Source organism: Rahnella victoriana, assembly GCF_021276285.1.
Taxonomy (GTDB): domain Bacteria; phylum Pseudomonadota; class Gammaproteobacteria; order Enterobacterales; family Enterobacteriaceae; genus Rahnella; species Rahnella victoriana.
The window spans coordinates 3,694,371-3,719,212 of sequence record NZ_CP089919.1 but is presented as its reverse complement, the minus strand read 5'-3'; the positions used below and the strand labels follow the sequence as shown (position 1 = coordinate 3,719,212).

The 24,842-nt window shown below is 53.2% G+C and carries 22 protein-coding genes; 13 read left to right on the top strand and 9 right to left on the bottom strand.

Features of this window, described 5'->3' with window-relative positions:
• The first annotated feature begins 211 nt into the window (after window positions 1–211).
• From J9880_RS17210 to J9880_RS17195, 4 genes are all read left to right on the top strand, one after another.
• A complete protein-coding gene (locus J9880_RS17210) occupies window positions 212–1,894 on the top strand; it encodes an aspartate:alanine antiporter (protein WP_095922256.1) in 1,683 nt (560 codons plus the stop codon).
• A gap of 359 nt (window positions 1,895–2,253) precedes the next feature.
• Window positions 2,254–2,739, top strand: a complete 486-nt coding sequence (locus J9880_RS17205; RefSeq protein ID WP_195817206.1) for an Hcp family type VI secretion system effector — start codon at window positions 2,254–2,256, stop codon at window positions 2,737–2,739.
• Between the two features lie 10 nt (window positions 2,740–2,749).
• Window positions 2,750–3,115, top strand: coding sequence for a tlde1 domain-containing protein (locus J9880_RS17200; protein ID WP_195817207.1), 366 nt, complete (start codon window positions 2,750–2,752; stop codon window positions 3,113–3,115).
• Entirely contained in the window at window positions 3,079–3,555 is a 477-nt protein-coding gene (locus J9880_RS17195; protein WP_195817208.1) for a hypothetical protein, read from the top strand. The genes J9880_RS17200 and J9880_RS17195 overlap by 37 nt, the downstream gene beginning before the upstream one ends.
• Window positions 3,556–3,615: 60 nt before the next feature.
• Here the strand turns inward: J9880_RS17195 and J9880_RS17190 are convergent, their stop codons facing one another.
• From J9880_RS17190 to J9880_RS17175, 4 genes are all read right to left on the bottom strand, one after another.
• Window positions 3,616–3,927 carry a hypothetical protein gene (locus J9880_RS17190; RefSeq protein WP_195817209.1) on the bottom strand — a complete coding sequence of 104 codons (312 nt, stop codon included), beginning with the start codon at window positions 3,925–3,927 and terminating at the stop codon, window positions 3,616–3,618.
• A gap of 85 nt (window positions 3,928–4,012) precedes the next feature.
• Window positions 4,013–4,378, bottom strand: a complete 366-nt coding sequence (locus tag J9880_RS17185) for a bleomycin resistance protein (protein WP_095922260.1) — start codon at window positions 4,376–4,378, stop codon at window positions 4,013–4,015.
• A 173-nt stretch (window positions 4,379–4,551) separates the two neighbouring features.
• Window positions 4,552–5,661 carry a porin OmpC gene (ompC, locus tag J9880_RS17180; RefSeq protein ID WP_119825164.1) on the bottom strand — a complete coding sequence of 370 codons (1,110 nt, stop codon included), beginning with the start codon at window positions 5,659–5,661 and terminating at the stop codon, window positions 4,552–4,554.
• A gap of 520 nt (window positions 5,662–6,181) precedes the next feature.
• Window positions 6,182–6,469 (bottom strand): hypothetical protein, encoded by a 288-nt coding sequence (locus J9880_RS17175; RefSeq protein WP_095922262.1) that lies wholly within the window; start codon window positions 6,467–6,469, stop codon window positions 6,182–6,184.
• A 493-nt stretch (window positions 6,470–6,962) separates the two neighbouring features.
• On the opposite strand from J9880_RS17175, the gene ybjG reads away from it, so the two are divergent.
• A complete protein-coding gene (gene ybjG / locus J9880_RS17170) occupies window positions 6,963–7,568 on the top strand; it encodes an undecaprenyl-diphosphate phosphatase (RefSeq protein ID WP_095922263.1) in 606 nt (201 codons plus the stop codon).
• 76 nt (window positions 7,569–7,644) lie between these two features.
• Here the strand turns inward: ybjG and J9880_RS17165 are convergent, their stop codons facing one another.
• The gene (locus J9880_RS17165) at window positions 7,645–8,856 is read right to left on the bottom strand and encodes a serine hydrolase (protein WP_095922264.1); all 1,212 of its coding nucleotides are present in this window, start codon (window positions 8,854–8,856) and stop codon (window positions 7,645–7,647) included.
• Window positions 8,857–9,166: 310 nt separating this feature from the next.
• Here J9880_RS17165 and J9880_RS17160 point away from each other — a divergent pair, with 310 nt between their 5' ends.
• Entirely contained in the window at window positions 9,167–9,508 is a 342-nt protein-coding gene (locus J9880_RS17160; protein WP_095922265.1) for a GlpM family protein, read from the top strand.
• 92 nt (window positions 9,509–9,600) lie between these two features.
• The gene (locus J9880_RS17155; protein ID WP_232769659.1) at window positions 9,601–10,314 is read left to right on the top strand and encodes an HAD family hydrolase; all 714 of its coding nucleotides are present in this window, start codon (window positions 9,601–9,603) and stop codon (window positions 10,312–10,314) included.
• Here the strand turns inward: J9880_RS17155 and J9880_RS17150 are convergent.
• Entirely contained in the window at window positions 10,294–11,241 is a 948-nt protein-coding gene (locus tag J9880_RS17150; protein ID WP_095922267.1) for a LysR family transcriptional regulator, read from the bottom strand. The genes J9880_RS17155 and J9880_RS17150 overlap by 21 nt on opposite strands.
• Before the next feature lie 156 nt (window positions 11,242–11,397).
• On the opposite strand from J9880_RS17150, the gene J9880_RS17145 reads away from it, so the two are divergent.
• Entirely contained in the window at window positions 11,398–12,819 is a 1,422-nt protein-coding gene (locus J9880_RS17145) for a M20 family metallopeptidase (protein WP_232769658.1), read from the top strand.
• Entirely contained in the window at window positions 12,816–14,099 is a 1,284-nt protein-coding gene (locus tag J9880_RS17140; RefSeq protein WP_095922269.1) for an MFS transporter, read from the top strand. The genes J9880_RS17145 and J9880_RS17140 overlap by 4 nt, the downstream gene beginning before the upstream one ends.
• A gap of 43 nt (window positions 14,100–14,142) precedes the next feature.
• On the opposite strand, the gene J9880_RS17135 is transcribed toward J9880_RS17140, so the two are convergent.
• Complete coding sequence (locus tag J9880_RS17135; protein ID WP_232769657.1) at window positions 14,143–15,297, bottom strand: PQQ-dependent sugar dehydrogenase; 1,155 nt, start codon at window positions 15,295–15,297, stop codon at window positions 14,143–14,145.
• Between the two features lie 301 nt (window positions 15,298–15,598).
• Here J9880_RS17135 and J9880_RS17130 point away from each other — a divergent pair, with 301 nt between their 5' ends.
• From J9880_RS17130 to J9880_RS17115, 4 genes are all read left to right on the top strand, one after another.
• The gene (locus J9880_RS17130; RefSeq protein ID WP_095922271.1) at window positions 15,599–16,672 is read left to right on the top strand and encodes a sugar ABC transporter substrate-binding protein; all 1,074 of its coding nucleotides are present in this window, start codon (window positions 15,599–15,601) and stop codon (window positions 16,670–16,672) included.
• 193 nt (window positions 16,673–16,865) lie between these two features.
• Complete coding sequence (locus J9880_RS17125; protein ID WP_095922272.1) at window positions 16,866–18,233, top strand: glycoside-pentoside-hexuronide family transporter; 1,368 nt, start codon at window positions 16,866–16,868, stop codon at window positions 18,231–18,233.
• A gap of 31 nt (window positions 18,234–18,264) precedes the next feature.
• Window positions 18,265–20,589, top strand: a complete 2,325-nt coding sequence (gene yicI / locus J9880_RS17120) for an alpha-xylosidase (RefSeq protein ID WP_232769656.1) — start codon at window positions 18,265–18,267, stop codon at window positions 20,587–20,589.
• A gap of 252 nt (window positions 20,590–20,841) precedes the next feature.
• A complete protein-coding gene (locus J9880_RS17115) occupies window positions 20,842–22,266 on the top strand; it encodes a CBM96 family carbohydrate-binding protein (RefSeq protein ID WP_095922274.1) in 1,425 nt (474 codons plus the stop codon).
• Between the two features lie 55 nt (window positions 22,267–22,321).
• Here the strand turns inward: J9880_RS17115 and xylR are convergent, their stop codons facing one another.
• Window positions 22,322–23,509: a D-xylose utilization transcriptional activator XylR gene (gene xylR, locus J9880_RS17110; RefSeq protein WP_095922275.1), complete on the bottom strand. Its 1,188-nt coding sequence runs from the start codon at window positions 23,507–23,509 to the stop codon at window positions 22,322–22,324.
• Window positions 23,510–23,689: 180 nt separating this feature from the next.
• Complete coding sequence (gene xylH, locus J9880_RS17105; protein ID WP_229921105.1) at window positions 23,690–24,817, bottom strand: xylose ABC transporter permease XylH; 1,128 nt, start codon at window positions 24,815–24,817, stop codon at window positions 23,690–23,692.
• Between the last annotated feature and the right edge of the window lie 25 nt (window positions 24,818–24,842).

Here is a 24,842-nt window from a genome sequence, read left to right as displayed (position 1 = left end):
GAAACACAAAAAAAGCTTTCAGAAGATTTATACGGGGTTTTCTCTGGCTGAACCGGCGTTCTGTGACTAAAATGACGCCCGAAACCCGCTTTTCCACTCCACCTGATTCAGTGACAGAAAGTGTCAGCAAGAGTAGGAATATTCCGGTTCTGAATTTATCCTTTACATTCTCCTATATCAAGAATTTGTTGGTAAACAATAAGTTATCCTTGTGAATATAAACGTCGCTAGTTTGTTAAACGGGAATTACATCCTGTTATTATTTGTGGTTTTGGCACTGGGTTTATGCCTGGGGAAAATTCGCCTGGGTTCCGTCCAGCTCGGAAATTCTATTGGCGTATTAGTGGTTTCCCTTCTGCTGGGTCAGCAGCATTTCAGTATTAATACGGAAGCGCTCAACCTCGGCTTTATGCTGTTTATTTTTTGTGTCGGCGTCGAAGCCGGACCCAACTTTTTTTCCATTTTCTTCCGGGACGGCAAAAATTACTTCATGCTGGCACTGGTGATGGTCGGCAGCGCCATGTTGCTGGCGCTCGGATTGGGCAAAGCGTTCGGCTGGGATATTGGTCTTACCGCCGGTATGCTCGCGGGTTCGATGACCTCGACGCCGGTTCTGGTCGGTGCCGGAGACACGCTGCGTAACACCATGGGCGGCAATAAGCTGCTCGGCCCTGAACTGGACAACCTGAGTCTGGGCTACGCCCTGACCTATCTTATCGGTCTGGTCAGCCTGATTTTCGGCGCACGCTATCTGCCGAAGCTGCAACATCAGGATTTACCGACCAGCGCCCAGCAAATCGCCCGCGAACGGGGTCTGGATACCGACAGCAAACGCAAAGTCTATCTGCCTGTGATCCGCGCCTACCGCGTCGGACAGGAACTGGTGGCATGGGCCGACGGCAAAAACCTGCGCGAACTGGGCATTTACCGCCAGACCGGTTGTTACATCGAACGTATCCGCCGTAACGGCATTCTGGCGACGCCGGACGGTGACGCAGTCTTGCAGGTCGGTGACGAAATCTCGCTGGTCGGTTATCCGGACGCGCATTCGCGTCTCGACCCGAGTTTCAGAAACGGTAAGGAAGTTTTCGACCGCGACCTGCTCGACATGCGTATCGTGACCGAAGAAGTGGTGGTCAAGAATAACCACGCGGTCGGCAAACGTCTGAGTCAGCTGAACCTGACCGATCAGGGTTGTTTCCTTAACCGCGTGATCCGCAGCCAGATTGAAATGCCGATCGACGACAGCATCGTCCTCAATAAAGGGGATGTGTTGCAGGTCAGCGGCGACGCCAAACGCGTGAAAAGCGTGGCAGAGCGCATCGGGTTTATCTCGGTTCACAGTCAGCTCACCGATTTGCTGGCCTTCTGCGCCTTCTTTATTGTCGGCCTGATGATTGGGCTTATCACCTTCCAGTTTAAAAACTTCAGCTTTGGCATCGGTAACGCGGCGGGTCTGCTGTTCGCCGGTATCATGCTTGGCTTCCTGCGGGCCAACCACCCTACTTTTGGTTATATCCCGCAGGGCGCGCTGAACATGGTGAAAGAGTTCGGTCTGATGGTGTTTATGGCCGGTGTCGGTCTGAGTGCTGGCGCGGGCATCAATAACGGGCTTGGCGCGGTCGGCGGCCAGATGCTGGTTTCCGGTCTGATTGTCAGCCTGGTGCCGGTGGTGATTTGCTTTATTTTCGGTGCATATGTCTTACGCATGAACCGCGCATTATTGTTCGGCGCGATCATGGGCGCACGAACCTGTGCTCCGGCGATGGAAATCATCAGTGACACCGCGCGCAGTAACATTCCGGCACTCGGTTATGCAGGAACCTACGCGATTGCTAACGTATTACTGACACTCGCCGGTACGCTGATCGTCATCATCTGGCCCGGCGCATGACGTAACTCATTGAACTGTAATGTGGCAAAAAAAAATCAATAATTTTTTTAATTTTTTGCCACATCGCGCGAACTTTTAAAGTTAGCCAGAGTCTTAATTAGTGCCACTGCTTTTCTTTGAAGTCCCCAAATTTGGAGAGCCCGTCAATCCCGCCTCGTTAGGTTCAAGATTGATGGGTTTTTTCTTTTCTGCTTACTGTAGATTTCAAATTGATCACACTTCCCCCGTTCTGCGTGCTTAAACGCAAAATCCTTTCTGCAAACAGTCTTAAAAATACCTAAAGCACTCGGGCTTAAAAGAAACTTGCTTCCAACGCGCGTAATTTTGCTTCAGGCATTCATTACTTTCCGGGGGTTAAAATGGCAATACCTGTTTACTTATGGCTTAAACATGATGATGGTACAGACATCAAAGGGTCGGTAGATATCCGTCAGAGAGAAGGCAGCATCGAGGTTTTAGAACTGATGCATGCTGTTGAAGTCCCCATTGATGCGCAGACGGGCAAGCTCACCGCAAAACGCATTCATTGCGGCTATGCATTTGAGAAAGAAGTTGATGCCTCATCCCCTTTTCTCTACAAGGCTCTCTCTACAGGTCAGACGTTAAAAAGTGCTGAGTTTAAATTTTATTGCATTGATTATGGAGGGCAGGAAAAAGAATATTTCCGCGTCACGTTAGAGAATGTAAAGATTATATCTGTCGAACCTTTTATGCACGACATTAAAAATGGATTATTCGAACGCCACACCCATCATGAATATGTTGAATTAAGCTATGAAAAGATAATCTGGCACTATCTGGATGGGAATGTAGTCCATTCAGACACATGGAATGAAAGAGCATAAAGGATAAAATATGTCATGGACTTATGAAGTCAGCACCCGGAAGTTTTATCACAATGGAACTTTTCAGTTCACCGGTTCCTATGCTGGTGCCCCAGGTTATAAAAATGACCCGACACAAGAATGCGTTAAGGACCGGGGGCCTTTACCCAGAGGTAGCTATCAGATTGGCCCGCCCCACACCTCCCATAGAACCGGAAAATATTCATTATCACTAACCCCTTCCAGCAGTAATAATATGTGTGACAGGGACGCCTTTAAAATACATGGGGACAGCAGTCAGCACCCTGGCGAGGCATCAAGTGGCTGTATCGTAACCAGCCTCACAGAAAGGAAGAGAATATGGGCAAGCGGCGACAGGGAGTTAACCGTAAAATGAAATTCATTCTTCTTTATTTCCTGACCGGCATAGCATTTAGCACAATGGCACAGGATCCAAAAGATACCTGCGTAAAACCTGGTTCATATATTGAAACTGCGATGAAAGATGCCATGCAGCATGAATTAGGTGTTGACGTAAAATCAGTGAATAACCATAAAACGACCATGACATTATTAAGTAAAACGAAAGTCAGCCCTGTTATGGCTGCTCAGCTTGCCAAAAAGGATCAGGTCGAATCAGGGAAAAATCAAATGGGAATGACGTGGAAGGATTATTATTCAACGTATGCTGAAGATAATGTCTATAACCTGATTGTGAAGTTTACTTTTGAAGATAATGCCGGACATAAAAATATCTTCATTGGTTCAACATTCAGAAATGATGATGAATGCTCCGTAGGTTTTGGCGGCTACATCACTGTTGAACGTGGATTTTAGCCACGCAGGCCCACTATAGTCTGACTGCCTCAGAAACGGGCAGTCAGATAATACTTTCCCCTACAAACCCACCACACCCTCAACTTCATGCTGAAACACATAAGGGTCAGACAGCAGTTCGAATTGTTCATCGTCCTGATAGGTTACGGCAACATGGTAGTCATCACCGGCAAAAGCTTTTACCGCGTCGATGTCCTGCCAGTAAGTTGCCAGGAAGAAGTGCTCCCATTCACCTTGCGTCACTCGTTTGACCAACGCGCCTGAATTGCCCTCGATACCCTGCGAATGCTGAACACCCGTCAGTTGCAGATGCTCAGCAAATCCCTCTGCATGTTTCAAAGGAACACATCCGTGCCAGGTTCTTACTATCATGATTTCATCTCCATAATCAGTGTTAGCTCAATAACATAACGAAGATTTCACTGGAGATGAAGATCAAAGACGCATTCATTGCCGCCTATTTCTCATTCTCAATCACCCGCACCAGCGTGCCGTCGATATCGATCATTGCGCCCATTCTCAATCCGAAAGGCTGCATTTTTGGCAGATGAATGCACGGATGAGATTTCTTATCCTGCCCTATTCCGGCGGCAATAAACGCATCGAAAAATTCATCGGCATTATCAACACGCAGACAGCAGCTGAACCAGCTGGTGAGCGGATCCAGATCGGTATGCAGGAAGAATTCCAGCGTAATCGTGCCACGGGTCATGATCAGCCAGCCGTCATCGACATAGGTGGTGGAGAAACCAAAACTGCTATAAAAACATTGGGTTTCTTCGAAATTTCGGGAAGGAAGATTGGGTGTGGCGTAATCGGTCATGGGGGCTCCGTGCGTCAGATGCGAATGATACGTATGCGTCATGATGCCTGAGCGGAGATGAGGGGGAAAGCGACCGATGAGATTCTGTGAGAAAGGTCATCCCCCGCCTTGCGACGGGAGAATCAGACACAGCAGACGCAGATGCCCTGAGGGTTCAGGGCATTGCCGGATTATCAGAACTGATAAACCAGACCGGTAGCAATCACGTTATCAGTGTTGATACCGGAATTACGGGTGAAGCGGCTGTCATCCATCAGATTAATTTTGTAATCGACGTAAGTCAGCATGTTCTTGTTGAAGAAATAAGACGCGCCGACATCAACATATTTGGTCAGATTCTGGTTGCCGTAGCCCTGAATGTCTTTACCTTTTGACTGCACATAGGCAACGGAAGGACGCAGGCCGAAATCGAACTGGTACTGTGCAACCAGTTCATAGTTTTGAGCTTTATCCGCGTAGCCGTACGCGGTGCTGCCTGCCTTGCCGAAACGGTTGGCGTTGTAGCTTTGCGTATACATGGCAGCCAGATAGACATTGTTCGCGTCGTATTTCAGACCGCCGCTGTAGGCGGTGGCTTTGTCGCCGTCACCCAGAATCGCCGGGTTGTTGCGACCATTTTGTTCATTCGTACGGTCCGAGGCCATCATCGCGGCACCGGCGCTGAAGCCGTCGCCCAGATCATAGGTCAGCGCCATGCCGTAACCGTCGCCATTCTGCGCCAGCACGTCACGTCCGTTGTTGGATTCGGTCGCGCTGCCGTTCTTGCCCTGATACTGCACAGCAACGTTCAGGCCATCCACCAGACCGAAGAAGTTCTGGTTACGGTAAGTCAGCACACCGTTAGCACGCTGGAACAGGAAGTTGTCCGCGCCATAAGTGTCGCCGCCGAATTCCGGCAGCACGTCGGTCCATGCCGCGACGTCGTACATCACGCCGTAGTTACGGCCATAATCCAGTGAACCCCAGTCGCCGAATTTCAGACCGGCAAAACCGATACGGGTGAAGTTGTTCGCATCATCGCTTTCAGCCTGATTCAGCGAAGCCTGATATTCCCACTGGCCGTAACCGGTCAGTTCGCTGTTGATTTGGGTTTCACCGCGCAGACCGAAACGCATATAAGACTGATCGCCGTCCGTGCTGTTATCCTTAGAGAAATAATGCAGGCCGTCGATTTTACCGAACAGATCCAGCTTGTTGCCGTCTTTGTTATAAATTTCAGCAGCGCCCGCAGTGCCTGCCATCATGAGAGCCGGAACCACCAGAGAAAGTACGCGTAATTTCATTATCAATATCCTTGATTATTTATAAACGATCGATGCCGTCATGCGACAAAATTATTTTCTCTCCACCGTGAAGTTATATTTCTTCATCAGACCCGGAGCAGATGAGCGTCAAATTAAACGAGGATAAGTTCCGTTGCAACCGGAAAACATTTGAAATAATTTTCGTTTAGGAAGCATTTAGAATAATAACCAGGGCCGCCACAAACATTAACATGCTTGGTAAAACAGTTGCTGCGACGGGAGGATATCAGAGGCCAAGGGAACAAGACATAACCTTACTAATCATTAAGATAGAGTAAAAACCCATCGCGAAAAATGACAATCACATCTGCACAACAATATGTTATGAACAGAATTTATCGGCGGGATAATTATATCCACAATACTCATTACCGTCAGGAAAATGCTATTCAATGTAAAGTTAAGTATATTGGCTTCAGATTATTCCAGTATTATCCCTGAAAATAAAAAAACCACCCGCAGGTGGTCGTTTATATTTTCATCATGTCAGAAAGGTTATTTACATAATTCGCTCAAGGCGCTGATCTTTCCCGCCTAAACGGCCGTCGGTCTGATTCCACTCTTTTTCATAAGACTGATAGGCAAACACGAACGCCTGATGACCGTCTTCAAATAACTGATCGGGACGTTTATGCCAGCCGGAATAAGCATCGTAGCGCAGGATTTCATAGCCGCCGTCCACCGGATGAAAAAGGTAGGTGTAATGTTCACAAAATTCCGGTGCGTAGGGGATATCTTCCCCGGCTTCCAGTGTGATAAACAGACCGCCCAGACGTATTTTAATCATTGATATCCTTTTTCATGATCCACAAATTGGTGGTTTGCGTCACGGTAACACAGGCTGTCCCGGCGGCCTGATGCATCCCCTGACGTTGATAAAAACCGATCGCCGGTCAACCGTTTTGCCACAAACTACCAAAATAATGGCGACAGGTCTCTTTTCCCAGGCGCTGTGACACGCCTGAATCCGCCATGACCGCATCGCGAATCGCCATTCTGCCCCCTTCTGTGACATCACTCGTTACAGTATACAGGCTCCTCATGGCACCCGGCATCCCTCTTCAGTCCGTGTGCTTAAGGCTTCCTTAAGTTCTGATCTTTAGACTCATTTTCATCGTGAAACTATACCGTTATTCAATGAATCACGGATATTCAGACGATCCCCCCTTTACCTTGCAGATAGCACAAACTAACGTAGAACTTATTTTTCTGCGCGATGTCAGCAGGTTATCGGAAATTTTTGAAGGCTAATTTGGCCTGTACATATGAGGGTATGTTTAATGGAGCAACTGAATCATTTAGTGTTTCTATGGATTAACGCCACACCGGCGTCGCCGAAGGCGCTGATCCAACTGGCCACTTTTCTGGCGAATGATCTGATCATGATTGTTCCGCTGCTGATTATCGGCCTCTGGCTGTGGGGTCATCAGGAACGTATCGGTCAGCAACGCGAAATGATCAGCAAGACCGCCATCGCCCTGCTTTTCGCCATGTCTACCGCAAAAGCCATCTCCGCCCTGTTCCCGCATGCCCGTCCTTTTGTCGAAGGCTTTGGCTATAACTTCCTGCACCATTCGCCGGATGATTCCTTCCCGAGCGATCACGGTACCGTCAGCTTCACCTTTGCACTGGCCTTTATGTTCTGGCACCGCGCCTGGTCGGGCGCATTACTGATGGTGACCGCCCTGTCGATCGCCTGGTCGCGCGTTTACCTTGGCGTTCACTGGCCGCTGGATATGCTGGGAGGATTCCTGGTAGGAATGTTGGGATGCCTGTTCGCGCAGCTGGTATGGAACCTGTTTGGCGAGCCGATTAACGCGCTGATGTGTAAGGTTTACCGCTTCGGATTTGCCTTCCCGATTAAGAAGGGCTGGGTGCGTAACTGATTACGCTCTGAATTTCTCCGAATGAACGCATAAAAAACGAGGCCACCTGAGCCTCGTTTTTGTTTATCAGCCTGCCTTATTTGCCAAAAACACTGGTCCACAAGCTGCTGATTTTCATCATCACGAAGTCCCAGATGCGGCCGATAAAGCCGGTTTCTTTCACTTCCTGCAAGGCCACCAGCGGACGCTGCTCAATCACTTTGCCATCCAGGCTGAAATCCACCGTGCCCACCACCTGATTTTTCGCCAGCGGTGCTTCCAGCTGTGGCGTGGTCAGGTTGAAGCTGGCTTTGAGGTTTTTCAGCTGGCCTTTCGGCATGGTCAGCGAGGCATTTTCGGCCACGCCCAGCGGCACCATTTTCTCGTCGCCAAACCACACGCGCTGGCTGGTGAAGGCATCACCGGCTTTAATCGGTGTCAGGGTTTCATAAAAACGGAATCCCCAGGTCAGCAGGCTTTCACTTTCACTGAAACGGATACGGTCGCTCGGCGCGCCCATCACCACGGCGATCAGACGCATACCGTTGGGATCACTGGCCGACGACACCAGATTGTAGCCCGCGCCGGAGGTGTAGCCGGTTTTGATGCCGTCGACATTCAGGTTTGAGCTCCACAACAGGCGGTTGCGGTTAATCTGTTTGATGTGGTTGAAGGTAAATTCTTTCTCTTTATGCAGCGCATATTCATCCGGCGTATCGCGGATCAGCGCCTGCGACAGCAACGCCATGTCGGTTGCCGAGGTGTACTGACCGTCCGCATCCAGCCCGTGAACGGTTTTGAAATGGGTATTTTGCAGTTTCAGTTGTTCGGCATAGCGGTTCATCAGGTTAACGAAAGAATCCTGACTGCCTGCCACGTAATCCGCCAGTGCGATACTGGCGTCGTTACCTGACTGGATCACGATACCTTTATTCAGCTCAGACACCGGCACACGGTCGCCCGGCTTGAGGAACATCAGCGAGGAGCCGCGCAGCACCGGATTGCCGGTGGCCCAGGCATCGTTACCGACGGAAACCAGATCGTCGGATTTGATTTTGCCGGATTTGATCGCCTGCCCGACCACATAGCTGACCATGATTTTACTCAGGCTGGCCGGGTCGAGACGCGCGTCAGGATTCGATTCCGTCAGGATCTTACCGCTGTTGTAATCCATCAATACCCAGGATTTGGCATTAATCTGTGGGGCGACGGGGCCGTTATCCGCCTGAGCGGCAGGAAGCGCCAGCAGCAAAACTCCACCGCCCAGCGCGTAAATGAAAGTCCGTTTGAATTGGGAAGAAATAGTCATAGGTATCAGCGCTTTTGTCCGGGTAACTGAAATTTATCTTATCTTTCAATCAGATTGTGCAACTCTGTCAGGTGTAAAACCTACTGCTTTCCGGCTCGGGAATAAACCTAAATAGTGTAAAGATCTAAAGAATAGTTGAGATTTCCGCTGCTTGCGCACATCTCACTGGCGGGAAAATAAGCAGTCAGCACTTGACCCTTCCATTGATGTGCGGCAGTTTAGTCTGCAAATACATATAAAATATCTATAACAATAAAGGGGTTAATCTCCGCGTGAGGTCTGCGTGGGAGAATCGCTTTCAGGGGCATCCATGACAGGTCTGGTGATAAAAGCGCTGATTGGCGCACTGGTGGTTATTCTGATCGGCATCCTGTCGAAAACCCGCAATTATTACATCGCCGGGCTGGTGCCGTTGTTCCCGACGTTTGCCCTGATTGCCCATTATATTGTCGGCACCGAGCGAAATATTGAGGCTCTGCGCACCACCATCATTTTCGGATTGTGGGCAGTGATCCCTTATATGGTGTATCTGATTTCGCTGTATTTTTTCATCGGTTCGATGAAACTGCCTTATGCCTTGTTTTGCGCCGTGGTCTGCTGGTCGCTGGCCGCCTGGCTGCTGATCACGCTGTGGACCCGCTTTCACGCCTGATGAAGATCGCGTGACAAGATTGTACATAAAACACCCGAACTCAAAAATTGCGCTACGCTGAATGAAGACTTTCAGATGAGGGAATCCGCGCCATGGATCTCGCAATATTTGAACTCGACCACACGCTGATTTGTGACGACAGCCATAACCTGTGGCTGCACTGGCTGATTTCGCAGGGTTACGCCTCCCGCGAAGAACTCAGCCATTATCGTCTTCATGCCGTTCATCAGCACAATGCGCCCGCCAGTGGCGTGTTTTGCCCGCACTATGCCGCCCGTTACAGTCAGTATCTTTCTCAGACTTTATTGCCGATGAGTGGCATGAGCTGCGCGACGGTGGCGAACTGGGTTCAGCGGTTTATCCACCGGGATATCCTGCCGCGAGTCTACCCGCAGGCGCGCGAAAAGCTGGAATGGCATCGCGCACGCGGCGACGAGATCCTGATAGTGTCGGATTCCGGCGAACATCTGGTGATACCGGTGGCCAGAAGGCTGGGCGCAGACGCCGGTCTGGGGTTGCAAACCGGCATCCTCAATCAGCGTTTCAGCGGTACGGTGGAAGGCGAACTGACCTTTCATCAGGGGCGCGTCGACCGGCTGAAAGTGTGGCTGGACGCCCGCAGGCCACAAACTTATCAGCAGATTTTCGCCTACAGCCACACCCTTTACGATCAGCCCCTGCTGGAATTTGCCGATGTGGCAACGGTCATCAATGCCAGCGAACCGCTGCAAAAAATCGCTGCCGCACAGGGCTGGAACAGCCAGCACTGGTCGCGCTATCCCCGGCTACAAAAAACCGCCTGCTGACGGTTGCAGCCCAAAATCACGAATAAAGGCGTCGTTTTCGCGGGTCAGTTCATCACGGATAAACTCGATAAACTGACTCAGCGAGGCCGACCGCCGCTTCCCTGCCGGTGACTGCAACTGCAACGTGCGCTGACTCAGCTGTTCGATGTTCACCGGTTTCACCCGCAGGTTATCGCGCCGCGCTTTGTACATAATCGAAAAATGACTGCATGCCGCAATCGCCCCCGGCGTCTGTACCATAAAATCGTACAGTGTCGAAAAACGGTTACAGCTGACCGCCGGTTCAAGAAAGATCCCGCTCATCCGGCAGGACAAATCAAACAACTGGCGGATAGTGCTGCCCTGCTCGTTCATCGCCAGCGGATACGGATGCAAATCCGTCAGCTGAACATCCGCGTCAGCCAGCGGATGATCCGGCCGCATCACCATGCGCACCGGCGCGGGGAAAGACGCCATGATGTCCACGCCGCGCTCCGCCACCAGACTGAACTGCAAGGCCAGATCCACCTCGCCGTTATGGATCATCTCCGACACCTCCGCCGCCGTGCCGACATTGAGATAAAACATCACGCCGGGGTTGATCAGCCGGAACTGCGAAAACATCTGCGGCAGCAGATCAAACGCCAGCCCGTCGGTGCAGGCCATGCGGATCACCGTGCGGCGCACCGCGTTTAACCCCTGAATTTCTGCGATGGCGTGTTCCATGTCCATCATGCTTTTCCGCACATGGTTTTCCAGAATTTGCCCGGCGTCGTTCAGCACCATGCCGCGTGCGTGACGCTCAAACAGCGGCGCGCCAATGCGTTCTTCCAGCCTCTGGATCTGGCGACTGATGGCAGATACCGCCACAAACAACTGTTTACTGGCGGCACTCAGCGAGCCGGTATTTGCCACCGCCAGAAAATAACGAATCTCGGTACTTTGCATGACCGTATTGCCTCATCATTGTGCAGACGAGCATTACAATAAAAGCAACGCTGACTTGCAATTATTATTATTGTGGCAACGCTGACACGGGACGTAGAGTGAAACTGCTAAAAAAACCAACAATAAATCCTCAAAACATTTAAAAGCAGGTTCCTCATGACAGCGGAAAATATCGTAAAACAGGCATTAGCCTGGTTCGATCAGGGTGAATACCAGCGAATTCTGGCACGCAGGGTGGCGATCGCCACTGAAAGCCAGAGCAATCAGCGCGATGCAGAACTGGCGCGTTATCTTGATGAAGAGATAAAACCGGCACTTTCAGCGATGGGTTTCAGCCTGCTCAGCGTGGAAAATCCGCATGCCGCCAACCGTCCTTTTCTGATTGCCACGCGCATTGAAGACAGCGCATTGCCCACCGTGCTGAGTTACGGTCACGGCGACGTCGTGTTCGGTGACGACGAAAACTGGCGCAGCGATTTGTCTCCCTGGGTGCTGAAAGAGGAAGGCGACCGCTGGTACGGACGCGGCAGCGCCGACAACAAGGGCCAGCACAGCATCAATATCGCGGCGCTGGAACAGATCTTCAACGCCCGCGGCGGGCGTCTGGGCTTCAACTGCAAACTGCTGTTTGAGATGGGCGAAGAGATCAGTTCTCCGGGGCTGGCTGAACTGTGCCGCGATTACCGCGACCAGCTCAGCGCCGATATTTTTCTCGCCTCCGACGGCCCGCGCCTGAGCGCCGTGCGCCCGACGCTGTTCCTCGGTTCACGCGGCGCGGTGAATTTCCGTCTGACAATTAACGCGCGCGACAACGCCTACCACTCCGGTAACTGGGGCGGTCTGCTGACCAATCCGGGCACCCAGCTTGCCAATGCGCTGGCCTGTCTGGTGGATCAGCACGGTCAGTTGCAGGTGGCGGCGCTGAAACCGCCTGCGGTCAGCGACGCCCTCCGCGAGATCCTCAGTGATGTGGAGGTTGGCGGGGGCGAAAGCGATCCGCAAATTGATCCGCACTGGGGCGAAGCCGGTCTGACGCCCACGGAACGGCTGTACGCATGGAATACGCTGGAGGTGCTCTCCTTCCTGACCGGCAACCCTGAGCGCCCGATGAATGCTATTCCCGGCAGTGCCACGGCGGTATGTCAGCTGCGTTTTGTGGTCGGCACTGACTGGCAGCATCTGGCAGAACATGTCCGCGCGCACCTCGATGCGCAGGGTTTCCCGCAGGTAGAGGTGGAATTTATGCGCGGCTCACCGGCCACCCGTTTTGATCCGACCGACCCGCTGGTCGGCTGGGCGCTGGACATCATGCAGCACACCACCGGCAAGAAACCGGCCTTGTTACCGAATCTCGGCGGGTCGCTGCCTAATGACGTCTTTGCCGACATTCTCGGCCTGCCGACGCTGTGGGTGCCGCATTCCTATCCGGCCTGCGGCCAGCACGGCGTCAACGAACATATGCTGATTTCCGTCGCCCGCGAGGGGCTGGCGATCATGACCCATCTGCTCTGGGATCTCGGCGAACGGGGTGCCACCCTGCTCGCGCAACATGCCGCACACGCCGGAGGTGACCAATGAGCCAGTTAACGGCATCTTCAGGCAGCGCAGGTGCGGTGACCGAAAAGCCACATCTGATGAAGACCCTGTTCGCGACCTGTATCGGTAACGCGCTGGAGTGGTTTGATATCGCGATTTATGGCTTTTTCGCCAGCTACATTGCCCATGCGTATTTCCCGACTTCCGACCCGACAGTTTCCCTGTTACTGACATTCGGCAGTTTCGGCGTGTCGTTCCTGATCCGTCCGCTCGGTGCCATTGTGCTGGGTGCGTATGCGGATAAACATGGCCGCAAAGCCTCATTGCTGCTCTCCATCAGCCTGATGATGGTGGGCGGACTGATCATCGTGATCACGCCAGCCTACGGCACCATCGGGATGGCTGCGCCGCTGCTGATCCTCGCCGCACGTCTGATCCAGGGCTTTTCGGCGGGCGGTGAATTCGGCAGCTCGACGGCCTTTCTGGTGGAACACTTCCCGGAGCGCAAGGCATTTATCGCCAGCTGGCAGTTCGCGACGCAGGGCGCAAGCACATTGCTGGCCTCGGCATTCGGTCTGGGGTTGTCGGCGATTCTGAGTGAAACACAGTTGCAGGACTGGGGATGGCGTATTCCGTTTATCTTCGGGCTGCTGATTGGTCCTGTCGGTTTGTATATCCGCCGCCATATCAAAGAATCGGAAAGTTTCAGCAAGGCCGAGAAAACCGCCTCACCGCTGAAGGAAATCGTGCGGGCGCAAAAAGGTCTGTTCTTTACGGCGATCGGCCTGATGGTGGTCTCTACCGCAATTAACTACATGCTGAACTACGTGCCGACGTATGCCACCAAAACGCTGCATCTGCCTGCGTCCGCAGGGTTCAGCGCCACGCTGGCAGCCGGGATTATCCTGACCGTGGTGACGCCAATTATGGGGCTGTGGGCAGAGAAAATTGGTCGCCTGCCGCTGATGTGGGGGTCACTGATCCTGCTGTTGCTGACGGTGTATCCGGCCTTCTGGCTGATGCTGCAACACACCTCGGCGATGTCGTTGCTGTTGCTGATCAGCTGGCTGGCCCTGCTGAAATCGGTGTATTTCTCCACCGTGCCGTCGATGATGGCGGATCTGTTCCCGATCACCACCCGCGCCAGCGGTATGGCGATCAGCTATAACGTCGCCGTGACGGTATTTGGTGGTTTTGCCCCGTTCATTTGTACATTGCTGATTTCCGCCACCGGCAGCAGTCTGGCACCCGGCTACTACCTGATGATGGTCGGATTGCTCAGTGTCTGGGCGCTGTTCAAGGCACAACGAACCCAGCGCTGAGGTGCTCTCTGAGGCGGGCGATGGCAGCCCGCCTTTTTCAGGGTTAATGCTTGGGTGCCACTTTCAGCAGTTTGCCGTCACTTTCATCCGTCAGCACATACACAAAGCCGTCATCGCCCACCTGCACCTCGCGGATACGCTCGTTCCGTTCACTGAGCAGCCGTTCCTCATGAGTGACTTTTTCGCCGTCCAGTGTCAGGCGGATCAGTGATTTTCCCGCCAGTGCCCCGACAAACAGCGAGTTTTTCCATTGCGGGAAAGTCTGCGCGTGATAGAACGCCATGCCGCTCAGCGCGGGCGATACTTTCCAGTAATAAATCGGATCTTCCGCCCCGGCCAGCGTCGTGCCTTTGGCTTCCGGGATCGGCTGGCCGGAATAGTTGATACCAAAAGTCGCCAGCGGCCAGCCGTAGTTTTTACCGGCTTTTGGCAGGTTCACTTCATCGCCCCCGCGCGGGCCGTGCTCCGTTTCCCACAGCGCGCCGCTCCACGGATTGATCGCCAGCCCCTGCGCGTTACGGTTGCCGTAGGTCCAGATCTCCGGTTTCGCACTTTGATCATTCACGAACGGATTGTCTTGCGGCACGCCACCTTCCGGGGTCAGGCGCAAGATTTTGCCCTGCAACTGATTGCGATGTTGCGCCCTGATGCGCTGGTTGTTATCGCCGGTGGACAGGAAAATGTTGCCCTTCTGATCAAAGGCGATGCGTCCGCCCAGATTGATGCCGCTCTGCAACGCCGGTTGCTGCACGAAAATGGCTTTAAAACCGGTCAGGGATTTATTGTCGGCAGACAATGTGCCATAGCCAAGCGCCGCGTGGGGTTCACCCACTTCCCCCGGTTGCGCGTAGGTCAGATATACCCGCCGGTTACGGGCGAAATCTGGCGACAAACGCACATCCCATAAACCCGCCTGCCCGGCGACCCACACCCGTGGCACCCCTTTCAGCGGTGCGGATAATCCGTTGTCCTGCGTCCACAACCGTAACTGCCCGCTGCGCTCGGTGATCAGCGCGCCCTGATTATCAGGCAGAAAAGCCAGTGACCACGGATGCGCCAGCCCTTTCGCCAGTTCGGTAACGTCGGTGGCGGCAGAAGGCGGCGACTCAGGGGCTTGCGGAGCGGCGGCGGTGGCATGACCGCTAAACAATGCCAGCGCAAACACCGGCAACAGGGGGACGCGGAAAGGAAATGGCATAGGGCTTCTCCCGGAGGTGTATTGAGAAAAGAAGGATCACGGTGAAGTTAAAGTTTAGGCCATGCCCCTGATTTTGCTCGCCCCCTGCGCGTTCACTATAACTAACAGGAATAACAGCGCGGCGAAATATAATAACAACAAGCCATTCCCTCTTTCTTAACATACCGGTAAACTGCCCCGACAGAATAGACGTCTGGACAGACAGACTTCTGTACATCCTCAATCGGGTAAGGCGTGTTGCTTTCCCCGATTTACAAAAAAACACCAGAAAAAACATCGCGTCCGACGGAGCAGTTTCATAATGAAAAAAATATCCGCATCCCTGCTGGCTTTAAGCCTGTTTTCTGCCGTACCGGCATTCGCTGCCGGTGAAACGCCAGCGCCTGTTCCGGCGGCCATTGCCCAGCACAGCGGCCCGGTGCGTATCGCCGTGGTGCGTAATCTGGGTTCTGACGACAACACCACCCAGTTTCTGGCCGGTGCTATCAAACAAGGCCGCGCACTGGGTTTTAAAGTCGATACCTTCCTGAGTAATGGCGACGACGCCAAATTTCAGGATTTCGTTAATCAGGCCATCAGCCAGAAATATGACGGCATTATCCTTTCTCAGGGCCGTGGGCCGTATTCCGAAGCGCTGGTAAAACGTATCGCCGCTGCCGGTATCGCCGTTTCCGCGTTCGATACCGAAGTGCCGGAAAACATTCCGGGCGTCACCGTGACCCGTCAGGACGACGCCTCGCTGGCGAAAGCCTCTGTCGGTCAGTTAGTGAAAGATTTCAACGGCAAAGCCAATATCGTCAAACTGTGGGTGGCCGGTTTCCCGCCAATGGAACGCCGCCAGAAAACCTACGAAGCGATCCTGAAAGAGAACCCGGGCATTCATCAGCTGGAATCCATCGGCGCAGTTTCGTCTGATGTGCAGGGCGATACCGCCAACAAAGTGGGCGCGATCCTGGCGAAATACCCGAAAGGTCAGATTGATGCCATCTGGGGCGCGTGGGATGCGTTCAGTCAGGGCGCGTACAAGGCGCTGAAAGAGAATGGCCGTACCGAGATCAAACTCTACAGCATCGACGTGTCGAATCAGGATCTGCAACTGATGCGCGAAAAAGGCAGCCCGTGGCAGATGACCGCCGCCGTGGATACCCAGCTGATCGGTGCCGTTAACCTGCGTATTGTGGCGCTGAAAATTGCCGGTGAGAAAACGCCTGCCACTTATGAATTCCCGGCACAAACCATCCCGCAATCCCTGCTGCTGAGCCAGCCGGATGGCATTAACGTGACCGGTCTGAGCAAAATTATCCCTGGCTGGGGTAAATCCGAAGATTTCACCGCGCCGTGGTTTGCGACGCTGGAAGCCAAATACAAAAAGTAATCGTCTGCGACCTCCCGGAAACGGGAGGTTTTTTCAGCACTTCCCCCGCGCTTCTCCGCTCAACTTTCCCCCGTTTGCCCCCTGTGATCACAGAAATAAAGAAACATAATTTCAGAAGTAAAAATCTCAATAGCCGCCGCCCCCGCCAACCGTTAAAACCTGTACTCTCCCTTTTCATATGGACATTGAAGCAATGAGTACAGAAATCCTTTCGGTGAAGGAAAAGATTGGTTATGGATTAGGCGATGCCGCCAGCCATATCATTTTCGACAACGTCATGCTCTACATGATGTTTTTTTATACCGATATTTTCGGCATCCCCGCAGGTTATGTCGGTACGATGTTCCTGCTGGCCCGCGCACTGGACGCGATCTCTGACCCATGCATGGGATTACTGGCTGACCGTACCCGCACCCGCTGGGGTAAATTCCGCCCTTACGTGCTGTTTGGTGCCATTCCCTTCGGGATCGTCTGCGTCTTCACTTACACCACGCCAGAGCTGAGCATGACCGGCAAAATGATTTATGCCGCCATCACTTATACGCTGCTGACGCTGATGTACACCGTGGTGAACATCCCGTATTGCGCCCTCGGCGGCGTGATCACCTCGAACCCGACGCAACGTATTTCCCTGCAATCCTACCGGTTCGTGCTGGCCACGGCGGGCGGCATGTTAAGTACCGTGCTGATGATGCCGCTGGTGAACTTCATCGGAGGTGAAGATAAAGCCCTCGGCTATCAGGGCGGGATTGCGGTACTGGCGATTGTCGCCGCCGTGATGCTGGCGATTTGCTTTGCCACCACCAAAGAACGTATCGATCCGGGCAAACCGACCGGCACCATGCGCGAAGATTTGCGTGACATCTGGCACAACGACCAGTGGCGCATCGTCGGCCTGCTGACCATCCTCAACATCATGGCGGTCGCCGTGCGCGGCGGTGCCATGATGTATTACGTCACCTATATTCTCGGCAATCCGGTGCTGTTCGCCTGGTTCCTGGGGGTTTATTCCGTCGGCAACCTGTTCGGCAGTGCGCTGGCAAAACCGCTGACCGACTGGAAATGCAAAGTCAGCGTGTTCTGGTGGACCAACGCCATTCTCGCCGTACTCAGCATCGGCATGTTCTTCCTGCCGGTGAACGGCAGTGTACTGATGTTTATCTTCATCTTCGTTATCGGCGTTCTGCACCAGTTAGTGACGCCAATCCAGTGGGTCATGATGTCCGACACCGTGGATTACGGCGAATGGAATGACGGCAAACGTCTGACCGGTATCAGCTTCGCGGGCACCCTGTTCGTCCTGAAACTCGGTCTGGCCCTGGCAGGCGCCATGATTGGCTGGATGCTGGCCGGTGCAGGTTATCAGTCCGGTGCAGCGACACAGAATGCCGCCACCATGACCAGCATCATCGCGCTGTTCACCGTGGTTCCTGCGGTCTGCTACCTGCTGAGCGCCATCATATGCAAACGTTATTACATTCTGCGCACCCCGCTGCTGCGCCGCATTCTGGATGAAGTCTCACAAGGCATCCGCCGCAATCAGCAAGAATTTATGAAATGAATGGGATCACATTTAAAAGGAGGGTTTTATTTTGAAAATTAGTGACGGTAACTGGTTGATCCAGGACGGTCTCACACTCACACACCCGCTACAGGTGTTTGAAGTACAGCGCTCAGGCAACGACATGGTGGTTTACGCCGCGCCGAAAGATGCGTCGGAACGCGCCAGCCAGCTGGATTCTCCGCTGTTCACCCTGCGATTTTTCTCGCCGCAGACCGGCGTGATTGGTGTGCGCATTACCCATTTTGATGGCGAAACGGATAAAGGCCCGCATTACCCGTTAATGCAAAACGATACCCCCGAACTGCGCTTTGAGGACAACGACGAATTCGCCGCCTTGCACAGCGGCGACCTGAGTGTTCGCGTCACCAAAGGCAATAACTGGACGCTGGATTTCCTGCGCAACGGCCGCCGGATCACCGGCAGCGTCGCGAAATCGAACGGTTATGTTCAGGATGCCAAAACGCAGAAAACCTTCATGATGGAACGCCTGGATCTGGGCGTCGGCGAAACCGTTTACGGACTGGGCGAACGCTTCACCGCGCTGGTCAAAAACGGCCAGACCGTGGAGACCTGGAACCGCGATGGCGGCACCAGCACCGAACAGTCTTACAAAAACATTCCGTTCTACCTGACCAACCGCGGCTACGGCGTGCTGGTGAATCATCCTGAATGTGTGTCTTTTGAAGTCGGCTCCGAAAAAGTCTCTAAAGTGCAGTTCAGCGTGGAAGGCGAATATCTTGAGTATTTCGTCATTGATGGTCCGACGCCGAAAAAAGTGCTCGACCGCTATACGCGTCTGACCGGCCGCCCTGCGCTGCCGCCTGCCTGGTCGTTTGGCCTGTGGCTGACCACTTCGTTCACCACCAATTATGATGAAGCGACGGTTAACAGCTTTATTGACGGTATGGCTGAACGCGAGCTGCCCTTGCACGTCTTCCACTTCGACTGCTTCTGGATGAAAGCTTTCCAGTGGTGCGATTTTGAATGGGATCCACAGACCTTCCCGGATCCGCAGGGCATGTTGCAACGTCTGAAAGCGCGCGGCCTGAAAATCTGCGTATGGATAAACCCGTACATCGGCCAGAAATCGCCGCTGTTCCACGAAGGCAAAGAGAAAGGCTATCTGCTGAAACGCCCTGACGGCCGTGTCTGGCAGTGGGACAAATGGCAGGCAGGCATGGGGATTGTCGATTTCACCAATCCAGAGGCGTGCGACTGGTATGCCGGTCACCTGAAACGCCTGGTTGATATGGGCGTGGATTGCTTTAAAACCGACTTCGGCGAACGCATCCCGACCGACGTGGTCTGGCACGATGGCAGCGATCCGCAGAAAATGCACAACCATTACGCGTTCGTGTACAACAAACTGGTGTACGAAACCTTGCAGGATAAACTCGGCGCAGACGAAGCGGTGCTGTTCGCCCGTTCCGCTTCGGTGGGCGCCCAGCAATTCCCGGTTCACTGGGGCGGAGACTGTTACGCGACCTATGAATCCATGGCTGAAAGCCTGCGCGGCGGATTATCCATCGGTCTGTCCGGCTTCGGATTCTGGAGCCACGACATCGGCGGTTTCGAAAATACCGCACCGGCGCATATCTACAAACGCTGGTGCGCATTCGGTCTGCTCTCAAGCCACAGCCGCCTGCACGGCAGCAAATCCTATCGTGTGCCGTGGGTGTATGACGATGAAGCCTGCGATGTGGTACGCGAATTTACACAGCTGAAATGCCGTCTGATGCCGTATCTCTATCCGGCCTCGGCGCAGGCCGCCAGCCACGGTACGCCGGTGATGCGCGCCATGATGCTGGAGTTCCCGGACGATCCGGCATGCGACTATCTCGATCGTCAGTATATGCTCGGCGATAACCTGCTGGTGGCACCGGTGTTCAGTGAAGAAGGGGATGTCGATTTCTATCTGCCGCAAGGCCGCTGGACGCACCTTCTTAACAACGACGTTGCGGAAGGTTCACGCTGGCATCGTCAGCAGCATGGCTTCAACAGCCTGCCGCTGTATGTCCGTCAGAACACCTTGCTGGCGCTGGGCAGCAATAATCAGAAGCCGGATTACGATTACAGCCAGAAGCCTGAATTCCATCTGTTTGAACTGGAAGACGGCGCGGTCGCGAAAAGCCAGATTACCGACCTGAGCGGAAAAACCGTCTTCACTCTCCGTGCGGTACGCAACGGCAACACCATTACTCTGACCCGTAAAGGTGAAGCGCCAGGCTGGACGCTCTGTCTGCGCAATATTCAGCGCATAGCGGGGATCTCGCAGGGGACATCCGCGACGCATCCGCAGGGGCTGCTCCTGACGCCAGGGGCTGACGCTGAAGAGTTCGTGATTACGTTATAAAATTTATCACTGTCCCGCCCCGCTTCCGTCATCGGTAGCGGGGCTTTTTATTTCCGTCAATTCCCCGCGCCACTCTTATCTGCTCATTATTATAAAACACATCATGCTTTTATTATTTAAGCAGATTTTACGTGCAGGATTTTCCGACAATAAAAATAATAAGCTCACCCCTTTCACCCGACCGGAAATCACTGCCGATTCATTGACGACGTTAATTTCAGATACACTTCCGCGCCCTTAAAGGATGCCAATATGAAATCTGTTTTCTGTTTTTCTTTACTGCTGGCCTGTAGCGCAGGAATATCCATAACCTCCGCGCAGGCTGCCGACGGGCAGGCTAACGTCGTGTGTAATTTCAGCCATATGAAACCGGACGACGCGATAATGATGCCGGATATGCCAGGCATGGCGATGTCACATGATTTTATGGGTAACCGTTCTACCGATGCTTTTTCCACCGCCGAAACGCTTTTGCAACGCTCAGGCACCACCTGCAATAACGGGGCTGACAGCACCGGTTATTGGATACCTACCATGAAGTTACCGGATGGCGAAATTGTTCATCCCACTTACATCAAAACGTATTATCAGGCATATAACGTCGGACAATATCCGGTGACCGGATACCCTCACGGGCTGCAACTTCTGGCAGGCGACCACCGGGGAAACAGCCCGAACCCCCATATTTCTTTCCTGTGTGCCAACGGCAACGGTTACACCAATAAGGCCAATCAAATCTGCGGATTACGATCAAAAGGAGATGCTGTTCAGTTTAATATCGGCATCATGTTCCCTGATTGCTGGGATGGTAAAAACCTGAAAGCCAGAGGCACGAAGAATGCCGTCTACAGTGACAATGAGGGTCAGTGCCCTGCGGATCATCCGGTGAAACTGCCGAAAGTGAACATGAACGTCGCCTACGTTTTACCGCAGATTACCTCCCTGGATGTCAGCAAAGTTGAGCTGTCTCTCGATCCGCAACTGGTAGACGGTGAACTGACCCCGCTTTGGGGCAGTATTTATACGGCGCACGGTGATTTTATGAATGGCTGGACGGAAGATGCCACCCGATTCATGGCCGATCATTGTATGAATTTTGCTATGGAATGTAGCACCAATATTCCTTACAGCTTTACGGAAGCGGTTGCCGATACTTATGTCAGTAATCAGACTGAGGCGGACACAAATTTCGGTCATGCCGCCACATTACTCGTGCAGGATGACTGGCGAAATTCGGGCCGGAATATCAACAAACAAATACTGACGTTAATTAAATTTAAAATCCCGCCACAACCCACAAATATTGAAGATTACACCGGCGTGAGTTTTAAATACAAAATACGCCTTTATGAAGGAAATATTACTGACGCCAAAGCATTTACTATATTTTTCTACCCTACGACACCGGACGGCTGGGATGAAAACACAGTCACCTGGAATAATAAACCGTCATTTAAATACAGCTCTGATGCCAGCTTATATATGAATAATACGCAGCAGTTCCGTTATGTCGATGTGGACAGTGCCGTACGTGCCGCACTGGCCGCCGGTAAAACGGAAGTGGCTTATTATATTGGCGGAGAACGTAATGGCAGAACCATTAGCGTGAACTCGAGAGAAAGTGGGAAGACGCCGACCATGATGCTGGTGGGATATCAAAAGGTCGTAGAACCTTAAGAAGTGCCTGCCCGCCTTGCCCCGCAACCCTCATTGCGGGGCTTTTTTGCGTTTACTAAACGTCCTGATACACGCTGTCACCGTGAATACTGCGGTATTCTTTTGGCGTCATTTCATAGCCTTTTTTGAATACCGAATAGAAATATTGCAGCGACGGATAGCCACACATCTGCGAGATTTCGTTGATGGAAATCGACGTCGCAGCCAGCAGATTGCGTGCGCGGTCGAGTTTTTCTTCGTGGATCACGCCATGAATCGTCTGTCCGGTTTCATCCTTAAAACGCTTCTCAAGATTAGAACGCGACATGCCGATGGCATCCAGTACCTGTTCAACCTTGATGCCTTTGCAGGCGTGATAACGGATGTAATGCATGGCCTGAATGACGGCCGGATCACGCAGTGAACGGAAATCCGTTGAGCGCCTTTCCACCACTTTTACCGGCGGCACCAGAATACGTTGCAGCGGCAAATCGCGCTGATCCAGCAACTGATGCAGAAGTTTCGCGGCACGATACCCCATCTGGCGCGTACCCTGCACCACCGATGACAAGGCGACCCGCGACAAATAGCGCGTCAGTTCCTCGTTATCAATACCAATCACGCTGAGTTTTTCCGGCACAGGGATATTCAGATGCTCGCATACCTGTAGCAGATGGCGCGCGCGGGCATCGGTGACGGCAATAATGCCGGTTTGTTGCGGCAAGGTCTGGATCCAGTCCGCCAGCCGGTTCTGCGCGTGCTGCCAGTTTTCCGGTGCGGTTTCCATCCCCTGATACACCACGCCCTGATACTGTTCGGCAGACACCAGTTTTCTGAACGCGTGCTCACGTTCCTGCGCCCAGCGTTTTCCGCCTGCATCAGGCAAGCCGTAAAACGCGAAACGGTTTATACCCTTTTCTTTCAGGTGCATAAATGCCGCTTCAACCAGTGCGTAGTTGTCCGTGGCGATATAGTGAACCGGCGGATAATCTTCTTCGCGATGGTAAGAGCCGCCAACGCCGACAATCGGCACATTCAGACCTTCGAGCAGGGTTTCAATTTCGCGATCGTCAAAATCGGCGATCACGCCATCCCCCAGCCAGTCCTTGATATTGTCTATGCGACAGCGGAAATCTTCCTCAATGAAGATATCCCAGTCACTCTGCGAAGCCTGCAGATATTCGCCCACGCCTTCTACCACCTGACGGTCGTAGACTTTATTCGCGTTAAATAACAGCGTGATCCGATAACGTTTTTCAAACATGCCTGTTTCTCACCGGTGATCAAATAGACTAAAGCCTCATCCTTAAGTACAAACGAATGAGGCTGATTGCGTGGTCAATAGCACAACGCAATGGCTCGCGTAGATTTAGCATAGCGAAACTGTGAGGTACCTCAGATTTTCCTGAGAAACTGTCTGTAAACGCCGCCCCTTCTGCTGACTTTATGCACGTCTCTTCGTCGCAGAATCCATCCATACGGCCAGCAGTAAAATCGCCCCTTTGACGATGTACTGCCAGAACGTCGGCACATCCAGCATACTCATGCCGTTATCCAGCGAGGCCATAATAAACGCGCCCATCACCGCACCGGCCACGCTACCGACGCCGCCCGCCAGACTGGTTCCGCCGATAACACAGGCGGCAATGGCATCCAGTTCTGCAATGTTCCCCGCCGAGGGCGACCCCGCCCCCAGCCGCGAGCTGAGGATTAAACCGGCAATCGCCACCATCAGGCCGTTAATCGCAAACACCGCCAGCTTGCTGCGCTCGACGTTGACACCCGATAACCGCGCCGCCTCGATATTGCCGCCAATCGCATAAATACGGCGACCGAAAGCCGTTCTTGAGGCCATAAACATGCCGCCCAGCATCAGCGCCACCAAAATCAGTACCGGCGTGGGGACGCCACGGTAATCATTGAGCAGATAAATAGCGCCCAATGCGATAATGGCCGTCAGCGCCTGACGAGTGACGTCGCCTTTGGCAGCGGTCAGGGGCAGCCCCAGCGCCGCGCGTTGTTTGCGTCTGCGCCACTGCCAGCCGATGAACAGCGCCAGGGCAATCGCACCAATACCAAAGCCTAAAGAATCAGGCAGATAGCTCTGACCGATTAACGACATCGCAGGCGTCGTCGGTGAAACCGTGGTGCCGCTGGTGATACCGATCAGAATCCCGCGAAACGCCAGCATCCCGGCCAGTGTCACGATAAATGACGGAACCTTGCGGTATGCCACCCACCAGCCATTCCATGCCCCCAGCAACAACCCCAGCGCCAGCGTGACCACAATGGTGAGCGGCAACGGCCAGCCGAGCCAGACGTCGAATATCGCCGCCGCACCGCCGAGTAATCCCATCATGGAACCGACGGACAAGTCGATTTCCGCCGAGATAATCACAAAGACCATCCCGACAGCCAGAATGCCGGTAATGGCGGTCTGGCGCAGCAGGTTAGAGACGTTACGCGCGCTGATATAAGCGCCGTCCGTGGTGACACTGAAAAAGACAATAATCACCGCAATCGCCGCCAGCATCACGAAAACCTGCAGATTAATGTTCTTCAGTTTCTGCATTGAAAACAGCGTCTCCGCTTCGCCA

Excerpts from the sequence above, each read along its gene's own strand:
- J9880_RS17160 (WP_095922265.1), top strand. The coding sequence starts at position 9,167 with ATGACAGGTCTGGTGATAAAAGCGCTGATTGGCGCACTGGTGGTTATT.
- ompC (WP_119825164.1), bottom strand. The coding sequence starts at position 5,661 with ATGAAATTACGCGTACTTTCTCTGGTGGTTCCGGCTCTCATGATGGCA.
- J9880_RS17155 (WP_232769659.1), top strand. The coding sequence starts at position 9,601 with ATGGATCTCGCAATATTTGAACTCGACCACACGCTGATTTGTGACGAC.
- J9880_RS17140 (WP_095922269.1), top strand. The coding sequence starts at position 12,816 with ATGAGCCAGTTAACGGCATCTTCAGGCAGCGCAGGTGCGGTGACCGAA.
- ybjG (WP_095922263.1), top strand. The coding sequence starts at position 6,963 with ATGGAGCAACTGAATCATTTAGTGTTTCTATGGATTAACGCCACACCG.
- J9880_RS17130 (WP_095922271.1), top strand. The coding sequence starts at position 15,599 with ATGAAAAAAATATCCGCATCCCTGCTGGCTTTAAGCCTGTTTTCTGCC.
- xylR (WP_095922275.1), bottom strand. The coding sequence starts at position 23,509 with ATGTTTGAAAAACGTTATCGGATCACGCTGTTATTTAACGCGAATAAA.
- J9880_RS17205 (WP_195817206.1), top strand. The coding sequence starts at position 2,254 with ATGGCAATACCTGTTTACTTATGGCTTAAACATGATGATGGTACAGAC.
- J9880_RS17175 (WP_095922262.1), bottom strand. The coding sequence starts at position 6,469 with ATGATTAAAATACGTCTGGGCGGTCTGTTTATCACACTGGAAGCCGGG.
- J9880_RS17165 (WP_095922264.1), bottom strand. The coding sequence starts at position 8,856 with ATGACTATTTCTTCCCAATTCAAACGGACTTTCATTTACGCGCTGGGC.
- J9880_RS17115 (WP_095922274.1), top strand. The coding sequence starts at position 20,842 with ATGAAATCTGTTTTCTGTTTTTCTTTACTGCTGGCCTGTAGCGCAGGA.
- xylH (WP_229921105.1), bottom strand. The coding sequence starts at position 24,817 with ATGCAGAAACTGAAGAACATTAATCTGCAGGTTTTCGTGATGCTGGCG.
- J9880_RS17190 (WP_195817209.1), bottom strand. The coding sequence starts at position 3,927 with ATGATAGTAAGAACCTGGCACGGATGTGTTCCTTTGAAACATGCAGAG.
- J9880_RS17125 (WP_095922272.1), top strand. The coding sequence starts at position 16,866 with ATGAGTACAGAAATCCTTTCGGTGAAGGAAAAGATTGGTTATGGATTA.
- J9880_RS17195 (WP_195817208.1), top strand. The coding sequence starts at position 3,079 with ATGGGCAAGCGGCGACAGGGAGTTAACCGTAAAATGAAATTCATTCTT.
- J9880_RS17185 (WP_095922260.1), bottom strand. The coding sequence starts at position 4,378 with ATGACCGATTACGCCACACCCAATCTTCCTTCCCGAAATTTCGAAGAA.
- J9880_RS17200 (WP_195817207.1), top strand. The coding sequence starts at position 2,750 with ATGTCATGGACTTATGAAGTCAGCACCCGGAAGTTTTATCACAATGGA.
- J9880_RS17135 (WP_232769657.1), bottom strand. The coding sequence starts at position 15,297 with ATGCCATTTCCTTTCCGCGTCCCCCTGTTGCCGGTGTTTGCGCTGGCA.
- J9880_RS17145 (WP_232769658.1), top strand. The coding sequence starts at position 11,398 with ATGACAGCGGAAAATATCGTAAAACAGGCATTAGCCTGGTTCGATCAG.
- J9880_RS17150 (WP_095922267.1), bottom strand. The coding sequence starts at position 11,241 with ATGCAAAGTACCGAGATTCGTTATTTTCTGGCGGTGGCAAATACCGGC.